This is a genomic window from Lacinutrix sp. (assembly GCF_023299985.1).
Lineage (GTDB): Bacteria > Bacteroidota > Bacteroidia > Flavobacteriales > Flavobacteriaceae > Lacinutrix.
Genome location: NZ_JALZVX010000103.1, coordinates 1 through 20,405 on the forward strand (window position 1 = coordinate 1; position 20,405 = coordinate 20,405).

22 protein-coding genes are annotated in these 20,405 nt (G+C 30.2%); 19 read left to right on the plus strand and 3 right to left on the minus strand.

The window, feature by feature from the left end:
* Positions 1 to 43 precede the first annotated feature (43 nt).
* Together Q0C58_RS04960 and Q0C58_RS04965 are read left to right on the plus strand one after the other, a co-directional pair.
* Positions 44 to 1,009, plus strand: coding sequence for an RHS repeat-associated core domain-containing protein (locus Q0C58_RS04960; RefSeq protein ID WP_290698274.1), 966 nt, complete (start codon positions 44 to 46; stop codon positions 1,007 to 1,009).
* An 11-nt stretch (positions 1,010 to 1,020) separates the two neighbouring features.
* The gene (locus Q0C58_RS04965; protein WP_290698277.1) at positions 1,021 to 1,680 is read left to right on the plus strand and encodes a hypothetical protein; all 660 of its coding nucleotides are present in this window, start codon (positions 1,021 to 1,023) and stop codon (positions 1,678 to 1,680) included.
* A 196-nt stretch (positions 1,681 to 1,876) separates the two neighbouring features.
* On the opposite strand, the gene Q0C58_RS04970 is transcribed toward Q0C58_RS04965, so the two are convergent.
* Positions 1,877 to 2,026: a hypothetical protein gene (locus Q0C58_RS04970; protein ID WP_290698280.1), complete on the minus strand. Its 150-nt coding sequence runs from the start codon at positions 2,024 to 2,026 to the stop codon at positions 1,877 to 1,879.
* A gap of 407 nt (positions 2,027 to 2,433) precedes the next feature.
* On the opposite strand from Q0C58_RS04970, the gene Q0C58_RS04975 reads away from it, so the two are divergent.
* Genes Q0C58_RS04975 through Q0C58_RS05005 form a run of 7 tightly spaced genes read left to right on the plus strand, consistent with a single transcriptional unit; the run spans position 2,434 to position 7,477 of the window.
* The gene (locus Q0C58_RS04975; RefSeq protein WP_290698282.1) at positions 2,434 to 3,165 is read left to right on the plus strand and encodes a hypothetical protein; all 732 of its coding nucleotides are present in this window, start codon (positions 2,434 to 2,436) and stop codon (positions 3,163 to 3,165) included.
* A gap of 2 nt (positions 3,166 to 3,167) precedes the next feature.
* Positions 3,168 to 3,830 (plus strand): hypothetical protein, encoded by a 663-nt coding sequence (locus tag Q0C58_RS04980; RefSeq protein WP_290698285.1) that lies wholly within the window; start codon positions 3,168 to 3,170, stop codon positions 3,828 to 3,830.
* Positions 3,820 to 4,290: a hypothetical protein gene (locus Q0C58_RS04985; protein ID WP_290698288.1), complete on the plus strand. Its 471-nt coding sequence runs from the start codon at positions 3,820 to 3,822 to the stop codon at positions 4,288 to 4,290. The genes Q0C58_RS04980 and Q0C58_RS04985 overlap by 11 nt, the downstream gene beginning before the upstream one ends.
* Positions 4,291 to 4,295: 5 nt before the next feature.
* Positions 4,296 to 5,570, plus strand: a complete 1,275-nt coding sequence (locus tag Q0C58_RS04990; protein WP_290698291.1) for a hypothetical protein — start codon at positions 4,296 to 4,298, stop codon at positions 5,568 to 5,570.
* Positions 5,558 to 5,890: a hypothetical protein gene (locus Q0C58_RS04995; RefSeq protein ID WP_290698293.1), complete on the plus strand. Its 333-nt coding sequence runs from the start codon at positions 5,558 to 5,560 to the stop codon at positions 5,888 to 5,890. Before Q0C58_RS04990 ends, Q0C58_RS04995 begins: the two co-directional genes overlap by 13 nt.
* Positions 5,880 to 6,344 (plus strand): prepilin-type N-terminal cleavage/methylation domain-containing protein, encoded by a 465-nt coding sequence (locus tag Q0C58_RS05000; RefSeq protein ID WP_290698296.1) that lies wholly within the window; start codon positions 5,880 to 5,882, stop codon positions 6,342 to 6,344. The genes Q0C58_RS04995 and Q0C58_RS05000 overlap by 11 nt, the downstream gene beginning before the upstream one ends.
* Complete coding sequence (locus Q0C58_RS05005) at positions 6,344 to 7,477, plus strand: type II secretion system F family protein (protein WP_290698298.1); 1,134 nt, start codon at positions 6,344 to 6,346, stop codon at positions 7,475 to 7,477. Before Q0C58_RS05000 ends, Q0C58_RS05005 begins: the two co-directional genes overlap by 1 nt.
* A 6-nt stretch (positions 7,478 to 7,483) precedes the next feature.
* Here Q0C58_RS05005 and Q0C58_RS05010 read toward each other — a convergent pair whose 3' ends face one another.
* Positions 7,484 to 8,749 (minus strand): site-specific integrase, encoded by a 1,266-nt coding sequence (locus tag Q0C58_RS05010; RefSeq protein ID WP_290698300.1) that lies wholly within the window; start codon positions 8,747 to 8,749, stop codon positions 7,484 to 7,486.
* A gap of 371 nt (positions 8,750 to 9,120) precedes the next feature.
* Here Q0C58_RS05010 and Q0C58_RS05015 point away from each other — a divergent pair, with 371 nt between their 5' ends.
* From Q0C58_RS05015 to Q0C58_RS05030, 4 genes are all read left to right on the plus strand, one after another.
* Positions 9,121 to 9,816 carry an SH3 domain-containing protein gene (locus tag Q0C58_RS05015; RefSeq protein ID WP_290698303.1) on the plus strand — a complete coding sequence of 232 codons (696 nt, stop codon included), beginning with the start codon at positions 9,121 to 9,123 and terminating at the stop codon, positions 9,814 to 9,816.
* A gap of 254 nt (positions 9,817 to 10,070) precedes the next feature.
* Positions 10,071 to 13,073 (plus strand): two-component regulator propeller domain-containing protein, encoded by a 3,003-nt coding sequence (locus Q0C58_RS05020; protein WP_290698306.1) that lies wholly within the window; start codon positions 10,071 to 10,073, stop codon positions 13,071 to 13,073.
* A gap of 3 nt (positions 13,074 to 13,076) precedes the next feature.
* Positions 13,077 to 13,826: a LytTR family DNA-binding domain-containing protein gene (locus tag Q0C58_RS05025; RefSeq protein ID WP_290698309.1), complete on the plus strand. Its 750-nt coding sequence runs from the start codon at positions 13,077 to 13,079 to the stop codon at positions 13,824 to 13,826.
* A gap of 318 nt (positions 13,827 to 14,144) precedes the next feature.
* Positions 14,145 to 14,345, plus strand: a complete 201-nt coding sequence (locus tag Q0C58_RS05030) for a PID-CTERM protein-sorting domain-containing protein (protein WP_290698312.1) — start codon at positions 14,145 to 14,147, stop codon at positions 14,343 to 14,345.
* Here the strand turns inward: Q0C58_RS05030 and Q0C58_RS05035 are convergent.
* Positions 14,342 to 14,932 (minus strand): riboflavin synthase, encoded by a 591-nt coding sequence (locus Q0C58_RS05035; protein WP_290698315.1) that lies wholly within the window; start codon positions 14,930 to 14,932, stop codon positions 14,342 to 14,344. The two genes, Q0C58_RS05030 and Q0C58_RS05035, sit on opposite strands and share 4 nt — an antisense overlap.
* Positions 14,933 to 14,998: 66 nt before the next feature.
* Between Q0C58_RS05035 and pdxA the strand changes: the two genes are divergently transcribed.
* The 6 genes from pdxA (at position 14,999) to accC (ending at position 20,031) form a co-directional block, all read left to right on the plus strand.
* Positions 14,999 to 16,078 carry a 4-hydroxythreonine-4-phosphate dehydrogenase PdxA gene (pdxA, locus tag Q0C58_RS05040; protein WP_290698317.1) on the plus strand — a complete coding sequence of 360 codons (1,080 nt, stop codon included), beginning with the start codon at positions 14,999 to 15,001 and terminating at the stop codon, positions 16,076 to 16,078.
* Between the two features lie 72 nt (positions 16,079 to 16,150).
* A complete protein-coding gene (locus Q0C58_RS05045; RefSeq protein ID WP_290698319.1) occupies positions 16,151 to 16,690 on the plus strand; it encodes a DUF177 domain-containing protein in 540 nt (179 codons plus the stop codon).
* 9 nt (positions 16,691 to 16,699) lie between these two features.
* On the plus strand, positions 16,700 to 16,903 hold the full coding sequence (gene rpmF, locus Q0C58_RS05050) for a 50S ribosomal protein L32 (RefSeq protein WP_013869593.1): 204 nt from the start codon (positions 16,700 to 16,702) through the stop codon (positions 16,901 to 16,903).
* A gap of 177 nt (positions 16,904 to 17,080) precedes the next feature.
* Positions 17,081 to 18,088: a beta-ketoacyl-ACP synthase III gene (locus Q0C58_RS05055; protein WP_290698321.1), complete on the plus strand. Its 1,008-nt coding sequence runs from the start codon at positions 17,081 to 17,083 to the stop codon at positions 18,086 to 18,088.
* Positions 18,089 to 18,113: 25 nt separating this feature from the next.
* On the plus strand, positions 18,114 to 18,590 hold the full coding sequence (gene accB, locus Q0C58_RS05060) for an acetyl-CoA carboxylase biotin carboxyl carrier protein (RefSeq protein ID WP_290698325.1): 477 nt from the start codon (positions 18,114 to 18,116) through the stop codon (positions 18,588 to 18,590).
* Positions 18,591 to 18,678: 88 nt separating this feature from the next.
* The gene (accC, locus tag Q0C58_RS05065; RefSeq protein ID WP_290698328.1) at positions 18,679 to 20,031 is read left to right on the plus strand and encodes an acetyl-CoA carboxylase biotin carboxylase subunit; all 1,353 of its coding nucleotides are present in this window, start codon (positions 18,679 to 18,681) and stop codon (positions 20,029 to 20,031) included.
* Positions 20,032 to 20,405: the final 374 nt, after the last annotated feature.

The following is a 20,405-nucleotide window of genomic DNA, read 5'->3' on the forward strand; positions in this document are numbered from 1 at the left end:
ATTTTTGAAAATGCAGTTTTGAAAGTAAGGTATGCGTAAAAAATTGGGCAAAAGTTCAAAAAAACGCATAGACTACTATCCTTTTGGGATGCCAATGCCAGATCGTAATGTAGAAGGCGATTATAGATATGGGTATCAAGGTGAATATGCCGAAAAGGATAAAGAAACTGGCTTAAATGCGTTCCAGTTAAGAATGTACGACAGTCGAATAGGTAGATGGATAAGTCCTGATCCAATGGGTGAGTTCTTTAGCCCTTATCTTGCAATGGGGAATAATCCTATTTCTAAAACAGATCCAACTGGAGGAAGTACTTCAGATTGCCCAAAATGTCCAGATCCAAATGGACCTTTTATCTTAACAGATGGCATGGAACATGTCTCATCTGATGGACAAACTTATTCATATGATAAAGAGAACGGTTGGAGTTCGGCACCTATAGTTGATTTAGGAACTACATACAAGACTAATCCTAGAATAAATATAGGGTTGAGTATAATGAAAAATTTAGTAGATGAAAATATAAAATACAGCCAAGCAGGTAATAGAACAAGTTTAACAGGGAACGGTCTCTGTGGTTTAGATTGCTCTGAAACTGTTGCTATATACCTTAAAATGATGGGAACTATGCAAAAAAGAGATGGTTATCTATATACAGGTGTAATGACAAACGAAAAAGATTTTAGAAATGCTATCGGGAGTAATAATATAGATTTTGTAGAAGGAAGTACAGCATCTGATTTTACTCCAAGAGCGGGAGATATTTTTGTGTGGAGAAAATCTAATGGGGTTGGACATACAGGAATTATTTATAGTGTTGATGGGAATAAAGCAACTGTTTTAGAAGCTATTGGGAATGTTGGTAGTTCAGATGAAAGATTTAATAGGAATAATGGCGGATCATTATCGACTGGTATATCAAGAACCGCAGTTTATAGAATTAATGGTAGAGCTCTTTCTAAACATGCTGGCTGGTACGGATACTTTAGACCTATTAATGTGAATTTTTAATTTAAATGAAAATGAAAAAGAAATTTTTATTTAGAGTATTGTTTTCAATACTTATTTTCTTTTCCTGTAAAGAAAAACAATCGAATGAAGAAAAAATCATAGATGATGCTATTTCAATTCAAAAATCTACAAAAAAAAGCCAACCAGAGAGAAAGGAATTTAAAAGGACTAAGGTCACTTCTGATTATTATAATGCATTAGATAGCATATTGAAATGTAGTGATTATGTTTATGTTGATTATTATTTTAGAATGCCAGATTATGGATGTGTGTTTAATCCTGAATTAGTTAAAGATAATAAACTTGGATGGGCAGATATAATGTTATTTCTAAACAAAAAGGATCAGGCTATATATGACAAATTTTCAGACGATAAATTATATGAAATGGAAGATGAGTTAAATAATAATTTATCTATACAAAAGATTAAAGAAAATTTTATCCCAATAATATTCCTAATTGAGAGTAAGTATTTGTCTTCAGGCATCAATAATGAAATTTTATACTATCCGTCTATTCCATATATGAAAAAATTATTTATGTATGACAACAAAAAAAGTAATTGGTATTTAATTGACTCAATAGAAGTTAAGCAAGAAAATGATGACAGAAACTGGGTTAATACAAACATTAATAATTTAATTGATAAAGCTGGTAATGGGTCAGATTAGTTGATGTTACAGAAATAATTTTTAAAATGCTTTAAAACAGTAAATTAAAATATAATCTCAGTAGTAAAAAGATGTGCTTATAGTACGTCTTTTTACTTTTAAACACATTTAAGAAGCTTAAAATGCGTTTTTCTATCTTCGTGAAACAAATTAGTTGATAGAAAATATATGAATTGTAGAAAATGTAAAGGTTTTTTTATGCAATAGCTTTAAGCTTTACCGATTTAATAAGAGCGTCAAGAGTATAGAGAATATGTTCTTTATCTTCACTGCTCATTTTCTGAACGTCAATAATACGTTTTAAGAGACTATTATCTACTTTACCAAGTAAAATCCAAACTAACATCAAGTCCGTCTGCAATTTTAGAAGCCACTTCAATAGATGGCTTTACTTCATCACGCCCATAACGTCCAATAATATCGCCAGAAGTTCCTACTTTTTTACGCTACAAATTATGTTCATGGTAGTGGTTTAATAGAAGTGTTATTAGTAGAAAACCTAGTTATTAATGGACATAGCGATAATACATTTTGGAAAGTATTACTTGGTAAGTAAGATTTGTAATCCTGTTTTTAAAATGAATAATAATGTTTCGAAGTTATAAACTTTGAAGAGTTAAAAACAACAAAACTGTTTTACAAAAGTCTATAAACCTGTATGGTACAGAATAAGTTTTAAAAGCAATAAATTTAGAAATAAAACCATTGCTTTAATTGGTAATATATTTATATTTACCTAAACACATTTGTTTAATGACTAGATACATATACTTATTTCTAATAGTAGCTTTTATAACAAGCTGCAAAACCATTTCAATAGCTCAAGACTATCAAAAAACAACTACTCAAAACATACAATTAGGCACAGTTGGAGAACAAAAAAACTTTGTGTTAGAGCAGGACTATAATCATACAGCATTGCCAAAATACCAGACGCCAATAAAAGTAAATGTAAGTGTCTTAGATTTTAATAAAACAATACATAAGGCTTTTGCTAATGCAAAAGAGAATCAAAATCAAGCAATAACTGTTAACTACGTCGACTCTTTAAAGCGTAAACCAAAGTATCTAAAATTAGAGATTGCAGATCGTGTAGCTGTTTTAAATGCATTAAATAGCAAAGAGAATAAAGATGTATTTAGTTTTTTAGAAACCAAAACAGAAGCGCATTTAATTAGTAGTATTGCTTTGGCGTTAAACCCAAATGATTTAATTGCAATCACTGCTGCAGACGAAGTTTTTCTTGAAGTTACAGGAATAAAAAACTACGCTTTAAAGTTGTATAAAAATAAACTAGTACAGCAAACCATTATGTTTAATGATGGAGTTGTCTTTGCATATAAAACATCAAGTTGTTGTTGGAAACAAAATGACAAATACCAATTAGAAATTGTAGATTTAGTACAAGGCAGAGATAAGTGTCCAAGCGATACGTATCGATTTGCAAAACGTGCAAAAAAGAAAATAGATTATTATAAATTATAGAGATGAAAAATATTAGATTAATTGGATTGTTATTCATTCTAATAGTAAGTTGTAGTGATATTATTGGAGTGGAAGACATCTCTGACAAAACAGTAACTATTTTAGCACCAACCGAAGCAGCTATGCTAAACGAAACAACTGTTATTTTCTCATGGAACACTTTGGAAGATACAGAACGTTACAAATTACAAATTGTAATGCCAGATTTTGAAAATACCATAGCTATTTTAGAAGACACAACTATAACAGCAACAAGTTTTTCTAAAGTAATAAGTGCTGGTAATTATGAGTGGAGAATTCGTGCAGAAAATTCAGACTTTCAAACTGCTTATACAACTCAAAGTTTTAGTGTAACTCAAAGTGATGCTGTAGATATTTCTAATGAAACAGTCGTTTTATTAGCACCAACCAATGCTATTATTTTTACAACAACAGACACTATTAATTTTTCTTGGGAAACCGTTTTAAATACAGAGACTTATACTGTTCAAATAGCAACACCAAGCTTTGCAAATGCTGTAGAGATTATTGAAAATGAAGTAGTGAGTACTACTGGTTTTTCTGTTTCAAATATAGACGCACAAGATTACGAATGGAGAGTGAAAGCACAAAACTCAGATTACGAAACTACGTATACAACTCAAAGTTTTTCTGTTGAAGAATAAAACAAAAACATACATATTATTAGTTGCCGTCTTTGGTCTTTGGGGAACTGTTGCATACAAAATTTTTAATGGATTAAATCCTGAAGTATTAGAGATAGATACTCAAGAGTTTAATAATACGTTTAAACCTAAAACAATAGTAGAGAGCGATACGTTTTCGGTTAAAAATGTAAAAATAGATCCTTTTTTGGGAACATTGTATTCAAATAAAAAAAACAATACTACTTCAAAAAAAATAAAACCGAAAGTTAGTAATAATAAGAACCTTCCTAAGATTACTTTTAGTGGCTTAATAAAAAAACAAAATACTACAGATCAGGTTTTTGTTTTAAATATAAATAATAGGCAGTATCTTTTAAAAAAGGGACAAATAGCAGATAGTGTTACTGTCGTGTCTGGTAATACTAAAGAAGTTGTTGTTAGTTATAATAGCAGGTCGTTAACAATAAAACGTCAATAATGTTTATGTTAAAGCTTAGAGGTGGAGCATTACAATTAACGTTATTTATTATAGTGGTTATTGCACTATTACTCACTTCTTTTATTTTATTAGTACACACACATAAACAATTTCAAGTACAAACCGATTTCATTATTGAAACCACTCGAAATACAAATATAGGAGTTGATTACGCTTTACAAAATAGTATTAGTTTAAATGATACAATTAGTATAGACTTAAAAGATGAAGATTTTAAGAGCATTAAAGTATTGCGTGATTATTGGGGAGTTTTTGAGAAAATAACAGTAGTTTCTCAGATAAAAAACAATCAATTCAAAAAAACAGCTTTAATTGGAGCTAAACAAATAGAAAATAATAGAACAGCGTTATATACTCAAAATAACAACAAACCTTTAGTGCTAGTTGGTAATACTAAAATTGAAGGTGTTACTTATTTACCTAGTCAAGGTGTAAAATCTGGAACTATTTCTAGACAATCCTATTATGGCTCACAACTTATTTATGGACAAACGAAAACTGCTTCTAGTTTACCTAAAGTATTAACTGAAACGGTAAATGAGTTAAAAAATATTGAAAGTAAAGTTGGAAAGGTTCAGAGTAATCAATTTTTAGAAATTGAAATTGGTAAACATTATAATAACTCATTTTTTAAACCAACACAACTTATTTTTTCAAATAGTACTATAAATTTGAGAGGAATAGAATTAACAGGGAATATTTTGGTGCAATCAAAGTCTAAAATAGTAGTGTATGCTTCTTCAATATTAAAAGATGTAGTACTTGTAGCACCTGAAATTGAAATTCAAAATAATGTTAAAGGGAATTTTCAAGCTATAGCTTCAAAACGGATTAATGTTGGTAAATCTGTAAAACTACAATATCCTTCGGTATTAGTTATAAATGAAAAGGAAGGGCTTACGAAAGAGCAAGAATCAAATAAACCGATAAAACAAAATCGTATTAGTATTGATGATAATTCCATTATTAAAGGATTGGTGTTTTATTTAGGAGAGAAGAAGTCTAATAATTATAAAACACAAGTAGAACTCAACGAGAAGGCGATACTAATTGGCGAGTTGTATTGTAACCAGAATACTGAATTAAAAGGCACAGTTTATGGCACAGTTTATAGTAATAATTTTATAGCTAATCAGTTTGGGTCAGTTTATCAAAATCATATTTATAATGGGACGATAATCGTTAATAAACTACCAAAAGAATATGTAGGACTACCATTTAATAACTCTAAAAAGGAAATATTAAAATGGTTATACTAAAAAAAGTAAAAAGCTCTACTTTAATGGAGACTTTAGTTGCTACAGTTCTTGTTGTTATAGTGTTTATGCTCGCTAGTATGATTTTAAACAACCTGTTTTCAACTACAATAAATAACAATACGCAGGTTATAGATACTCATTTAAATGAATTACAGTATTTACTACAAAACGACAAGATAGAGTTGCCTTATACTGAGACTTTTCAAAATTGGAATGTTACTATTGAAAACTACCAAGATAATAATCAAGCAGTAACAGAATTCGAAGTAATACATTTAAAAACAAACAAAACTATAAGTTTCATACAAAATGCAAACTAATAAAAAAGTACAAGCTTTTACTTTAAGCGAAATGATTGTGGTACTTATCTTAACGAGTATTGTAGTTGGTTTGGCTTTTTCTGTATTAGGATTAGTGCAAAAACAAATGTTAGCCATCCAAGACAACTATAATAAGAGTTTAGAATTAAACAAATTGGAAACAGTTTTATGGTTAGATTTTAATAGGTATTCTAAAATTGAATATAATAATCTTGAAAAAGAACTTAAATTTTCGACAGAATTAGATTCGATGACCTATAGGTTCTTAGAAAGTAAGGTAATAAAAGAACAAGACACCTTTGCTATTCAATTACAACAAAAAAAATATTATTTTGAAGGAGATATTATAAGCAATGGGCAAATTGATGCTTTAAAATTAGAAACAACAAAAGACTTTCAAAATCAACAATTGTTTATCTTTAAACAAAATGATGCAACAGTATTTATGAACTAATGGGATTTCAATTAGAGAACATACAAAAAGAAAAAAAGATAAACACAGAGCGTTCTGAGAAAACGTCTTTTTTACAAAAAGAAATCACGTTTTTTGGAAATGCTTTTTCTAATAAAATTAAGGAAGATTTTTATACTGAATTGAGTGTATTGTTAAAAGCAGGTATTACACTTAAAGATGCTTTAGAATTGATTCAGGAGGCTTTAAAAAAGAAAAACCATCAAGATAAATTAGGTGTTATTCTAAACGATATTGTTTCGGGATTAAGCTTATCCGAAACTGTAAAAAAACAAAAAGAATTTACAGATTACGAGTATTATTCACTTAAGATAGGAGAGGAAACAGGAACACTTACACAGGTGACAGAACAGTTAGGCGCATTTTATACTCGAAAGAATGAACAACGCAGAAACCTTGTAAGTGCTTTAACTTATCCTATTATCATATTAACTACTGCTTTATTAGTTGTTATTTTTATGTTGCAGTTTGTGGTGCCAATGTTTCAAGATATTTTTGAACAACAAAAAGTGGAATTACCAGCAATTACAAAAGTTATAATTTACGTCTCTAAATTTATGAAAGAATATGCTTGGCTTTTATTATTAATAATATTGGCTTTAATTTTTTCGAGAGCATTTTTTAATAAAAAACTATGGTTTAAAAAATTTAAAGACCGCTTTGTTTTAAAGCTTCCATTTATTGGTGATTTTGTTAGAACAGTTTATCTCTCACAATTTACTCAAGCAGTTTCTTTATTAACAGCTTCTAAAGTGCCCGTAGTTAATAGTATTCAATTGGTAAAACAGATGATTGATTTTTATCCTCTTCAAGACGCATTGGAAACTGTGGAGCAAAGTATATTAAAAGGGCAATCTTTAAGCGAAAGTTTAAAGCCTCATAAATTATTTGATGCCAAAATGATAGCCTTAGTTAAAGTAGCTGAAGAAACCAATCAAAATGAGTTTATTTTCGAGCGTTTAAATATGCAATATAATACTCAAGTACAACAACGTTCCAAATTATTATCAACTATCATGGAGCCTTTTATTATATTAATTGTTGGTGTTTTAGTTGGTGTAATTTTAATCGCTATGTATTTACCAATGTTTAAGTTGAGTAGTGTTTTAGGATAATTTATTTTATTGATTCTGCCCAGCCCAATAAGTCTCCAGTTTCTCAAGATGCTCTTTCTGAGTAGTCTTTACATAAGATAAAAACTGAGCATGACTTCTATGAGTAGTAATAGCCATTATAGTTTTATCATCAATTTTCCCATAATGGTTGGTTGCAAAACTGCGTCTACAAGTATGAGAGCTTATGAGTTTGTACTTTTCAAAATAACCTTTTTCTTTCCTTTTGGTTTCTTTATTTAGTAAGCTACCAAGAATTTTATCAGTAAAACCAGCTTCTTCACATAAATCCTTAACATAAAGATTAAATTTTTGATCACTTATAATGCGAGGCAGTTCATTATTTCTCTTTTTTAGAATAGCTTTTACTTGAGGATGAATAGGTATTTCTGCTGTATCATCTGTTTTTTCAGTGCCAGCAATAATTATACGATTATTAGAGAAGTGAAAATCATGAATACGCTTTAAATCACTTATTCTCAAACCTGTCCAGAGCCCAATAATAAATAAGTCTCTAACATTATCTAATCTTGGATTATTGTTTAGATCTAATTCGAACAATTGAGTAATTTCTTCAACGTTTAGATACGTGTCAATAGCTTCGTTTGCTTTAAACGTAAACTTAGAGCTTTCAATTTCTGGATTAGTTTTAAAACCTTCAATTTTAGCCTCTCTAATAAAAGATTTTATTTGACTAACATTTTTCCTGATTAACGAGTTCGCGTAATTGCCTTCAAGTTTTAAGTAAGTGGTGAACTCTTTATGAAATTTTAAGTTTATATCAGTAAGCCTAAGTCTAATCTTGTTTATTCTTTCAAATTCTTCAATCTTTTTCTTAGTAGATTTATATTTACTGATGGTTGCAGGCGAAATTTGTTTTCCAGTTTTTAAATTAATCCTTGTCTTAGAATCTTCAATGTATTTTTTAATGTAAGCTAAAAAGTATGTTGACACATCTCCATTGTCTCCAGGTCGCTTTTGGAGTTCCTTAATCGTGTCTTTTAACCATTTTGAGTCGATTGTCTTTCCATCAAAAAAATCATCATTAAAAGTCATAATGATATATTCTTTGATATTATTAACTTTATCTAGATAGCGTTGTTTTATTTTAGAATCTACAGCAGGTTTCAAACTTTGCATTTTATTACTCCAAAGTTTAGGATCAATTAATATATTAGATTGTGTATTACAGTCAATATCTTTGCCGTGATAAAATCTAACATTAAGATTCGACGGATTCTTTTTACTAATTAGGTTAAACTTAATATTTGCCATTTAGGGTGTGATTTGATAACGAAGATAATAATAAAATTCCCGATATAATCCCGAAAAATTACATTTATCTATTAATCTTCATTTTTCATCATTTTATACTTAGTTCTTAAATACATTGATATAATTGACTTTACATAGATTTTTAATTTAAATAATGTAATATAAAAACAAGTAAACTTGTTCAAGTGGGACCACGCTCAAAGCCCTTCTATTTTTAGAAGGGTTTTTTGTTTTATAAATAGTCCATATTTATAACAAACAAAACGAATAATAGATAACTACCTACGAATACTAAACGCGTTCAAATTAAACTAGGTTCTCATAATACCTTTGAAGTGTAAACAAACAATAACACTCTAAAACAAAACATTATGAAAATTCTAAAAAACATTATCACAGCATTAGTATTATTAATAACAGTAAATGTATTTGCTCAAAACACAGAAGTTGTTTTCGACACATACGTAAATGCAACAGCAAGCCAATCTTCAAAATACTTATTAGCAAATAACGTAGCTTTAAGAGATTGCCCAGCAACACAATGCCAAAAAGCAACAACACTACCAATTGGTATGAAAGTAAGATTGCTAGAAAAAAGCGAATGTCCAGTTACAATTAACGGTGTAACAAGCAGTTTCTATAAAGTAAAAGTAGGTCCAGATACAGGATGGATATTTGGAGGCTTAATTTCCCAAAAAACAATGAAAAGCACTGCAGACCCATCAATTATGTTTGTATTTGGCGAGAAAGGTGTAACAGGAAGTAACGATGACGATATTACAAATAATTACCAGATTAGAGCCGTAAAAAATGGTGTTGAAATAGACAGACTAACCATAGATTCTCAAGGATTAGATTATGCTAACGTAACAAATATTGGTAATAAAGGATTAGAAAACGTAGACGATGTTATTAGTTTAAGTCTTTATAATGGCGAAACTTGTGACGCAGAAGAAAACACACTTTATGTAGTGTGGGAAGGTAATACACTTAAAAAAAGAACTAATGTAATAGTATTTACAGACTCAATTTCTGGAGGAGATTGTTGTTCACTTTTTGATAATTAAGAGATTGATTTAAGTTAAAGATTATCAAAAAAAATAAACGCTGCGTTCTTTCATTTGGTTCGCAGTGTTTTTAATAGATAAAGAACTCCTCTAGGTTTTACCTAGAGCTTCCTGTTGGAATTGTCGTTCCCACGAAAACGAGAATCTAAACAGCATGCACAATAACAGTTTAACTATATTTGTTTTCATTGAAGTGATTTAATTTTTTAGCAAATGGAAAAGTTTAAAACACTTCATTATCCAAACCTTTACAATTGAATAGATTTTTTACATTTTTAATAACTTTAGTAATTTCATGTTCGGCTTACACGCAGAACAAAAAACTGAGGGCGTATTCTATTCAAGACGGTTTGCCACAATCTCAGGTTTACGATATTGTCCAAGATGAAAAAGGTTATTTATGGTTAGGGACACAAGGCGGTGGAATATGTCGCTTTAACGGAAAAAACTTTGAGGTTTGGAACGAAACAAAAGGCTTACAATCTAATTATGTACATGCATTGTTCGCTTCCGCGGAAAAACTTTATATAGGAACCAAACGTGGATTATCTATTAAAAATAAAGAAACATTTACAAACTTTGAAGCGCCTCTAGTTAACCAAATATATAGTTTTAATGACGTTATTTATTTAGCAACAAAACAAGGTCTGTATAGGTTTTTAGAAGACGAAAAATTATCTAAAGTAACCATCAATCCTGAAATTGATAATGCATCTATTAACGCTATAGTTTTTATAAATAATTTTTTCTGGGTTGCAACAAACAAAGGGTTTTATAAGCTAAGCGATTTAAAAAAATCATTTAAAAGTTTTAAAAAATTAGAGTCTAATGTGTTTTCTGCAGTAACAACAATTGGCGATAAAGTTTATGCGGCAACCTTTAACGATGGTACTTTTGTGTTTGACTTAAACAATCTAGAAGACCCTATTTTAATACGCGAACCACTTAATATAAATAGTGTGTCTATCCAGAATAAAAATGAGCTTTGGGTTACCACAGATAGCTATGGAATTACAATAATAAACACAGAGACAGACAACGAAAAAGGTTTTTTAAATGCCCAAAACGGATTAAAAGTACCACACATTAGAAAAGTGATTACAGACAAGCAGTCTAATATTTGGATTGCAACATCTGGTGGAGGATTTTATAAATACTTTCAAAACGACTTCAAGCACTTCAATACAAACTCGGGATTAAAAGGTAATCGTATTTATGCAGTACACGAAACTAAAGATGGATTATACATTTCAAATTCAGAAGCAGGTTTAAGTAAAATTACTCCTAACAAAATTGAACACATTAAATCACCACCATTCTTTTCAAACGTAAAAATAAAAACCATTACAAGCGATAAAAATGGAAATATTTGGGCAGGATCTGATGGTCGCGGATTATTGTTTAGAGAACAAAAAATGGTCGATAGCCTATCGGCAGATTCCACAAGTATTTTTAAAGTAAAAAGTTTTAAGAACCATCTTATAAATACAGATACTGGTTTTCCAAATAATTGGATTAGAAAAGTACATGTTGGTAAAAAAGCAATCTATGCAGCAACTTATTCTAGTGGTATTATAAAATTTAACTATTATCCAGAAGAAGATAAATTAGTTGTTAGAAAAATATTTGGTAAAAAAGAAGGTATTGAAGATTTATACATTAAAGATTTAATTGTTGATAATGGCGTTGTTTTTTACAGTACACAAAATGGACAGTTAGGATTTATAGATAACGATAAGGTTACACATTTAGGCGAAGTCCTTCAAAAAAAAGCGGCCATTAATTCTATAGTATCAGCTAATAATAAATTATATCTTGGTACAGCAGGAAAAGGTATTTGGTGGAGTAATAATGATGGTTCAATTTTCGAATTTCAGAAATTAAAAGGAGAGAAACAATTAACATCAGAAAATGTGTATCAGCTTCTTTTTGATAACCAAGGTTATTTGTGGGCAGGAAGCGAACGTGGTGTAGATAAAATTGAAATTAGCCAAGACAATAACATTTTAGATGTGTTTTATTATGGTAGAAATGATGGTTTTTCTGGTATTGAAACATGTTTAAACGCTATCGAAAAAGACAATAATGGAAATTTATGGTTTGGGACACTTAATGGTTTAACTCAGTTTCAGCCAAGTGAAAGAGACTTAAAAAGTTTTAAACCTAAAGTTTATTTTCAAGATGTTAAAGTGGCTTATAAATCTGTAGATTCTATAGCTTTAAAAAGTTGGGTAATTAATAACAAAGTCCTTCAGTTAAATGCTAAACAACGTCAAGTAAGTTTCGACTATACTACTGTAGACATAGATCATCCAAGTGGTATTGAATATAGAACTAAATTAAATGAGTCTGATTGGAGTCCATGGACAAAAACAAGCTCTCAAGACTTATCTGGCCTAGCTTATGGTGCTTATAAATTTTCTATTCAATCTAGAAATTATAGATGGAAAGAAAGCGAGCCTAAAAGCTTTAGCTTCTTTATAGAGACTCCTTTACATAAAAAAGTATGGTTTCAATGGATTATTATTTTATCAGTAATTGCTCTTTTAGCCTTGTTAACTTGGCGCTATATTAAACGCCTAAAACGAGAAAGTGAAACAGAAAGAGAACGTTTAGAACTCACTAATCATTTACTAACATTAGAGCAAAAAGCGTTGAGATTACAAATGAATCCGCATTTTATTTTTAATGTATTAAATGGAGTAAAGGCAATGGCAGTGACTAAACCAGATAAAATGAACATCACTATTAATAGTTTTGCTTCATTATTACGCGATACATTAATGAATTCTAGAAAAGACACCATTAGCTTGTTTCAAGAAATAAAAACATTACGTCATTATATAGAAGTAGAAAAGTTAATGGCAACAAAAGCTTTTACTTATACTATAAATGTTAATACAGACATAGATACTGAAGAAATTTTAGTACCTCCAATGCTTTATCAGCCATTTGTAGAAAATGCGATTAGACATGGCATTTTAAAAGGAAAAAAAGAAGGAAAATTATCTATTACTTTTAATACAACTAAAAACAAATTAGAATGTATAATTATAGATAATGGGATTGGTATTTACGAATCTCAAAAAAACAAACCAAAAACCGACCATCAATCAATGGCACTTTTGGTTACCGAAGAGCGTTTAACATCTATTGCAGGTGCGAACACGCTAAATATAGAAGAAATTAAAAATGAAGATGGCACAATTGCTGGCACTAAAATAGCCTTTAGTTTACCATTAGAAACAGAATATTAAATTATGCTTACAGCTATTATTATAGAAGATTTATTAGATGCAATGCAGCTTTTAAAAAACGATTTAGAAACACGTCATCCAGACATTAAAATAATTGATACTGCTCAAAGTGTTGTAGAAGCGGCCAAATCTTTAAGAAAGCAGCAGCCAGATATTTTGTTTCTAGATATTATGTTAGGAGACGGAACAGGTTTTGATGTTTTAGAGATTTTTCCAGATTTAAAATCGAAAATTATTTTTGTTACCGCAAGCGATGAATTTGCTATAAAGGCTTTTAAGTTTGCTGCCATAGACTATGTACTTAAGCCATACGCTCATGAAGAATTAGATCAAGCTATTATTCGTGCAAAACAACAAATTCAGCCTACTAAGGAACGTTTAAACATATTAAAAGACACATTATCTGCACCTGGAAAGAAACCAGATAAAATATCGCTACATACTTTAGATAAAATCATTATTGTTAATTTAGATGATATTGTGCGTTGCGAATCAGACAGTAACAATACTATATTTCATTTACAGAATGGGAAAAAAGTATTTGTCACCAAAACACTTAAATATTTTAGCGATATGTTGAAACCATATGAATTTTTACGTGTACACCAAAGTCACTTAGTAAATCTCCAATGTATTAGCGCTTTTATTAAAACAGATGGCGGTTATTTAATGTTAAAAAACGGAGAAAATGTACCTGTTTCTGTTAGAAAAAAGACCGAAGTAATAGAAATATTAGATACTATGCATCGTTAAGTTTTACTATACTAAACATAATTAGCTAGGTTTTATTCCAATTTAGAGTCAGGATTTGAAGTTAAATTTTATTAAAAATAGTGAAAATTCAACTTTTACACTCATGTAAATTTTATGTTTTTTAGAGATTTATGACTTAATTATTTAAAAAGATATATTCTTTTCGTAAAAACAAACAACTACTAAACTTTCGAAAACAAGCCTAAAAATGGCATTTCATCGAAAAAAAACAACCGTTCATGGTGTTTTTTTAATAAAAAAACCGATTAAAAGCTTTGATAAGAAAGTTTTTTTTATACATTTGTCTACTTATTTATTATGATACAGAATAAAAAAATAATTGCCTCAATCTTATTTGTATTAATAAGTTTTGTTTGCTCAGCACAAATGCCTCCACCGCCTCAGCCTCCTCCAGGACCTGTTGGGCTACCAATTGACAGTGGCATACTACTACTATTAGTTGCTGGTGTTTTATATGGTATCTTTAAAATGTACAGTATTAGAAAAAAGACACTTTAGTTATTAAGAGTGTTTAATCTTGAAACGTATTTTCCAATAACATCAAATTCTAAGTTTACAATAGAGCCTATTTTAAAGGTTTTAAAATTTGTGTGTTCGTAAGTATATGGTATAATTGCTACGCTAAATTCATCTCGTTTAGAGTTTACAACTGTTAAACTTACACCGTTTATAGTTACAGAACCTTTTTCAATAGTAATATTATTTAGAGAGGAATCATACTTAAAAGTAAACAACCAACTACCTTGAGTTTCTTCAACATGAATGCATTTTGCTGTTTGATCTACATGGCCTTGTACAATATGTCCATCTAGCCTGTCTCCAAGTTTCATTGCACGTTCAAGGTTTATTATACTAGAAACCTTTAAACTCCCAATATTAGTTTTATCTAACGTTTCTTTAATTGCAGTAACAGTATAACAATTATCATTAATGTTTACAACGGTTAAACAAACACCATTATGCGCTACACTTTGATCTATTTTTAATTCGTTGGTAAAAGTACTTTCAACTGTAATATGTAGGTTTTCTAATTCAAGTTTAAGATTTGTAACACGACCTAAGGTTTCAATAATTCCTGTAAACATACTTTTAACTGTATTATTTGGTTAAATTTGCGAGTATAAAATTACGAACAATAGTTAGCATTATTAATGAAGAGAGAAGAAAAAATAATTGTAGGCATCTCTATAGGAGATTTAAATGGCATAGGTTCTGAAATTGTATTAAAGATTTTTGAAGATAATAGAATGCTGGACTTTTACACACCAGTTATTTTTGCATCTACAAAAACAATGACTTTTGTTAAGAATCATTTTAAGCTAAATATTAATTTAAATGGTATTAATAGTACAAATGAAATCCTCCATGGTAAAGTAAACATCCTTAATTGTTGGAAAGAAAACGTAAATATTAATTTTGGACAAGAAGACACCAAAATAGGAGAGTATGCTATAAAATCGTTAGAAGCTGCAACAAAAGCATTAAAGGATGAAACCATAGATGTTTTAGTAACGGCACCTATTAATAAAAGTAATATTCAGTCTGAAACTTTTAAATTTCCTGGACATACAGATTATCTCGCTCAAGAATTAGAAGGGGATAGTTTAATGTTTATGGTTACAGATACATTAAGAGTTGGTTTATTAACAGACCATGTACCAGTAAAAGATGTTTCAAGTCATATCTCTTCAGAATTAATAACAAAAAAGATAGATACAGTTTATAATTCTTTAAAAAAGGATTTTAAAATTAATAAGCCTAAAATTGCAGTTTTAGGTATAAACCCACATACAGGAGACAATGGTGTTATTGGAAGTGAAGACGACACTGTAATGCGACCAACACTTAAAAAAATTAAAGAAAGTGGAAAATTAGTTTTTGGTCCTTATGCAGCAGACAGTTTTTTTGGCAGTGATAACTATAAAAGTTTCGATGCTATTATTGCATCCTATCACGACCAAGGTTTAATACCGTTTAAAACATTATCTTTTGGTCAAGGCGTAAATTTTACAGCAGGATTAAATAGAATAAGAACATCACCAGATCATGGTACTGCATATGAAATAGCTGGTAAAGGCCAAGCCGATTCGAGTTCTTTTAAAGAAGCACTTTTTACAGCTGTTAGTATTTACAATAATAGAAATGAATTCGAAGAACTAAATAAAAATCCATTAGCGATTAGTAAAAGGAAGCGTTTTGATGAAAGAAAATACGAATCGAAAAAGAAGTAAACAAAAAATTGTTAATAAGTCTGCTCAATAAATAAATATTTGTATATTTGCAGGCTCAAAATAGATGCGATAATGAAGCCATTGAAAGAGTTTACAATTCCATTTGTAGGTTTAAAAGAAGGGAAACATCATTTTGATTATGAAATAAACAATTCGTTCTTTGAATATTTTGATTATGAAGACTTTAACAGTAGTGATTTAAAAGTTAATGTTGAATTTGTAAAGAAATCAACACTTTTAGAACTGCATTTTGAAGTTTCAGGAACAGTAAACGTTAATTGTGACGTTACTAACGAACCTTTTGATAAATCATTAAATAACGAGTTTGATTTGGTTGTTAAGTTTGGAGAAGAGTATAATGATGAGAATATAGATATTTTAATCATACCTCATGGAGAATACGAAATAAGCATACAACAATATGTTTATGAGTTAATTGTATTAGCCATGCCAACAAAACGAGTGCATCCTGGAGTTGAAGATGGCACATTAGATTCAGACATACTAGAAAAATTAGAAGAATTAAGTCCTAAAGAAAAGGATACAAAAGAAGACCAAGAGGAAACAGATCCTCGATGGAATACATTAAAAAAACTATTAACGGATAAATAAAATAATAAAATGGCACATCCTAAAAGAAAAATCTCGAAAACAAGAAGAGATAAAAGAAGAACACATTACAAAGCAACTGCGCCACAAGTTGCAACTTGCCCAACAACAGGTGAGCCGCACTTATACCATAGAGCACATTGGTTCGAAGGTAAACTATATTACAGAGGTCAAGTTTTAATTGATAATGCTGTTGCCGAAGAAAATATTGCATAATTTACTATGCATGCATACAGAAAACGCTCACTTGTGAGCGTTTTTTTTGTGATATATTTTTCTTTGAGTTAAAAAGAACTTAATTTGCACTTAATTAACCGAAATTCGCTATTTTGAGCTAAAATTAGCCTTTTTTAGGCGGTTTTGAGTAATTTTTGGTCAAATTAACTTAAAAGTATGAGTAAAATCTCTGCGGCAATTACAGCTGTAGGCGCATATGTGCCAGAATACATATTAACCAATAAGATTTTAGAATCTATGGTTGATACAAACGATGAATGGATTACCTCAAGAACAGGTATAAAAGAACGTCGTATATTAAAAGGAGAAGGTAAAGGAACTTCCTATATGGCTATTAAAGCCGCTCAAGACCTTCTAAAAAAATCTAACACAAACCCTGAAGATATAGAGTTGGTAATTGTAGCTACAGCTACACCAGATATGCAGGCAGCATCAACTGCAGCATACACAGCAACACACATAGGTGCAATAAATGCGTTTTCATTCGACTTAGAAGCAGCGTGTTCTGGCTTTCTATTTGGTATGTCTACTGCAGCAAAATATATAGAATCTGGTCGTTACAAAAACGTACTTTTAATAGGTGCGGACAAAAACTCTTCAATGATTAATTATGAAGACAGAGCAACATGTATCATCTTTGGAGATGGAGCAGGAGCTGTTTTATTTCAACCAAATGAAGAAGGACTAGGTTTACAAGATGAATACTTAAGAAGCGATGGAACAGGAAGAGAATTTCTTCAAGTAAAATCTAGTGGGTCTTCTTATCCTGTAACCGCAGAGACTATAGCTAAAAAAGAAAATTTTGTTTTTCAAGACGGCAAAACAGTTTTTAAAAACGCAGTATTTAATATGGCTGATGTAGCAGGAAAAATTCTTAAAAGAAATAATCTTACAAATAATGACATTACTTGGTTCGCAGCACATCAAGCAAATAAGCGTATTATAGATGCTACAGCAAAACGCATAGATCTAGAAAACGAGAAAGTGATGATGAATATTGAGAAGTATGGTAATACAACATCTGCAACATTACCATTATTAATAAACGATTACGAATCACAATTAAAAAAAGGAGATACTATTATTTTCGCTGCATTTGGTGGTGGCTTTACTTGGGGCTCAATATATTTAAAATGGGCATATAATTCCCAAAAAACTAACTAAAAAACACTTAATAACTCTAAATATTATGGATTTAAAAGACATTCAAAACTTAATTAAGTTTGTAGCAAAATCTGGTGCAAGTGAAGTTAAATTAGAAACAGACGATGTTAAGATTACAATAAAAACAGGCTCAGAAGAGACAACTATTGTACAACAAATGCCAATGGCGCAAATGCCACAAATGCAAATGCCAGTTGCACAAGCACCAGTAGCTTCTACACCAGCAGCAGAAACTCCAGTTGCAGAAAGTGAAGATTCTAAATACATAACTGTAAAATCTCCAATTATTGGTACATTTTACAGAAAACCATCTCCAGATAAACCATTATTTGTTGAGGTAGGTCAAAACATTGCTGAAGGAGATGTACTTTGTATTATTGAAGCTATGAAATTATTTAATGAAATTGAATCCGAGGTTTCAGGTAAAGTTGTTAAAATTTTAGTAGATGACTCTTCTCCTGTAGAATTCGATCAGCCATTATTTTTAGTAGATCCATCATAACAATTTAAAATTCCCATAAATACAGAAGCTTTAAAATCAAATAATTTTAGAACTTATTGTTTGGAAATTTAATTTAAAAATATAAGTTATGTTTAAAAAAATACTAATTGCCAATAGAGGCGAAATAGCATTACGTGTTATTCGTACTTGTAAAGAAATGGGCATTAAAACTGTAGCAGTTTATTCTACAGCTGATGCCGAAAGTCTCCATGTTAAATTTGCAGACGAAGCGGTTTGTATTGGTCCAGCACCAAGTAGCGAATCGTATTTAAAAATGTCTAATATTATAGCGGCTGCAGAAATTACAAATGCAGATGCTATACATCCAGGTTATGGTTTTCTATCGGAAAACGCAAAATTTTCAAAAATTTGCACTGAACATGAAATCAAATTTATTGGAGCATCTCCAGATATGATTGATCGCATGGGAGATAAAGCCAATGCAAAATCAACAATGATTGCCGCTGGAGTTCCTGTAGTTCCAGGTAGTGAAGGTATAATAGAAACTTTTGAAGAGTGTATTAAAGTAGCTAAGGAAACAGGTTATCCAGTAATGCTAAAAGCCTCTGCTGGTGGTGGTGGAAAAGGAATGCGTGCTGTATGGAAACCAGAAGATTTGCAAGATGCTTGGGAATCTGCAAGACAAGAGTCTAAAGCCGCATTTGGAAATGATGATATGTATATGGAAAAGCTTATTGAAGAGCCTAGACATATCGAAATCCAAATTGTTGGTGACTCAAGAGGTACAGCTTGCCATTTATCAGAAAGAGATTGTTCTGTTCAAAGACGTCACCAAAAATTAACAGAAGAAGTGCCTTCTCCTTTTATGACAACTGCTCTACGTAAAAAAATGGGCGAAGCTGCAGTAAAGGCTGCAGAATATATTAAATACGAAGGTGCAGGAACAGTAGAGTTTTTAGTGGACAAACATAGAAATTTTTACTTTATGGAAATGAATACACGTATTCAAGTAGAGCATCCAATTACAGAACAGGTAATTGATTTCGATTTAATTCGTGAACAAATTCTAGTAGCTTCAGGAGTACCAATTTCAGGAAAAAATTATACACCTAAGTTGCATTCTATAGAATGTAGAATTAATGCTGAAGATCCTTTTAACGATTTTAGACCTTCACCAGGACGCATCACAACATTACACGCTCCAGGTGGACACGGAGTGCGTTTAGATACTCACGTTTATGCTGGATATTCTATACCTCCAAATTACGATTCGATGATTGCTAAGTTAATTACAACTGCACAATCAAGAGAGGAGGCTATAAACAAAATGAAACGTGCTTTAGACGAATTTGTAATTGAAGGCATAAAAACAACAATTCCTTTTCATAGGCAATTAATGGAGCATCCAGATTATTTAGCAGGTAATTACACTACAAAATTTATGGAAGATTTTGTAATAGAAAAACCAGCAAAAGAATAAAACTAAAAACGCCTTGAAATATTTCAAGGCGTTTTTTTATTACTTAAAAGTTTCATGTATTTAAGTTATAATTTGAAGAACTTTATCAGTATTAAAATCCAGAACAATATTATATTTATTTTCTTTAACCTTAGTCAATAATAAATGACCTTTGATTATTTTATACAAACCTGGAGTCTTTCAAAACCAGTATTTATCTTTTTTAATGTCGAATTTTTTAAATTCAAATTATCTGCGTTAGAATTAATTTCTCTTATATTCAAATTTCAAAACATTTTTTTCCATCTAGAACCTCAGAATAACTATTACCATACTTATTTTTTTATGGCATAAGCTTTATTTTTTAAAACTTTGAATGTGCAAATCCCGCCATC

Bases quoted from the DNA above. Each gene is read 5' to 3' on its own strand.
- accC (WP_290698328.1), top strand. From the start codon at position 18,679: ATGTTTAAAAAAATACTAATTGCCAATAGAGGCGAAATAGCATTACGT.
- pdxA (WP_290698317.1), top strand. From the start codon at position 14,999: ATGAAGAGAGAAGAAAAAATAATTGTAGGCATCTCTATAGGAGATTTA.
- Q0C58_RS05025 (WP_290698309.1), top strand. From the start codon at position 13,077: ATGCTTACAGCTATTATTATAGAAGATTTATTAGATGCAATGCAGCTT.
- Q0C58_RS05055 (WP_290698321.1), top strand. From the start codon at position 17,081: ATGAGTAAAATCTCTGCGGCAATTACAGCTGTAGGCGCATATGTGCCA.
- Q0C58_RS05015 (WP_290698303.1), top strand. From the start codon at position 9,121: ATGAAAATTCTAAAAAACATTATCACAGCATTAGTATTATTAATAACA.
- Q0C58_RS04990 (WP_290698291.1), top strand. From the start codon at position 4,296: ATGTTAAAGCTTAGAGGTGGAGCATTACAATTAACGTTATTTATTATA.
- Q0C58_RS05005 (WP_290698298.1), top strand. From the start codon at position 6,344: ATGGGATTTCAATTAGAGAACATACAAAAAGAAAAAAAGATAAACACA.
- Q0C58_RS04975 (WP_290698282.1), top strand. From the start codon at position 2,434: ATGACTAGATACATATACTTATTTCTAATAGTAGCTTTTATAACAAGC.
- Q0C58_RS05045 (WP_290698319.1), top strand. From the start codon at position 16,151: ATGAAGCCATTGAAAGAGTTTACAATTCCATTTGTAGGTTTAAAAGAA.
- Q0C58_RS05030 (WP_290698312.1), top strand. From the start codon at position 14,145: ATGATACAGAATAAAAAAATAATTGCCTCAATCTTATTTGTATTAATA.
- Q0C58_RS04980 (WP_290698285.1), top strand. From the start codon at position 3,168: ATGAAAAATATTAGATTAATTGGATTGTTATTCATTCTAATAGTAAGT.
- Q0C58_RS05035 (WP_290698315.1), bottom strand. From the start codon at position 14,932: ATGTTTACAGGAATTATTGAAACCTTAGGTCGTGTTACAAATCTTAAA.
- accB (WP_290698325.1), top strand. From the start codon at position 18,114: ATGGATTTAAAAGACATTCAAAACTTAATTAAGTTTGTAGCAAAATCT.
- rpmF (WP_013869593.1), top strand. From the start codon at position 16,700: ATGGCACATCCTAAAAGAAAAATCTCGAAAACAAGAAGAGATAAAAGA.
- Q0C58_RS04995 (WP_290698293.1), top strand. From the start codon at position 5,558: ATGGTTATACTAAAAAAAGTAAAAAGCTCTACTTTAATGGAGACTTTA.
- Q0C58_RS05000 (WP_290698296.1), top strand. From the start codon at position 5,880: ATGCAAACTAATAAAAAAGTACAAGCTTTTACTTTAAGCGAAATGATT.
- Q0C58_RS05010 (WP_290698300.1), bottom strand. From the start codon at position 8,749: ATGGCAAATATTAAGTTTAACCTAATTAGTAAAAAGAATCCGTCGAAT.
- Q0C58_RS04965 (WP_290698277.1), top strand. From the start codon at position 1,021: ATGAAAAAGAAATTTTTATTTAGAGTATTGTTTTCAATACTTATTTTC.
- Q0C58_RS04970 (WP_290698280.1), bottom strand. From the start codon at position 2,026: ATGTTAGTTTGGATTTTACTTGGTAAAGTAGATAATAGTCTCTTAAAA.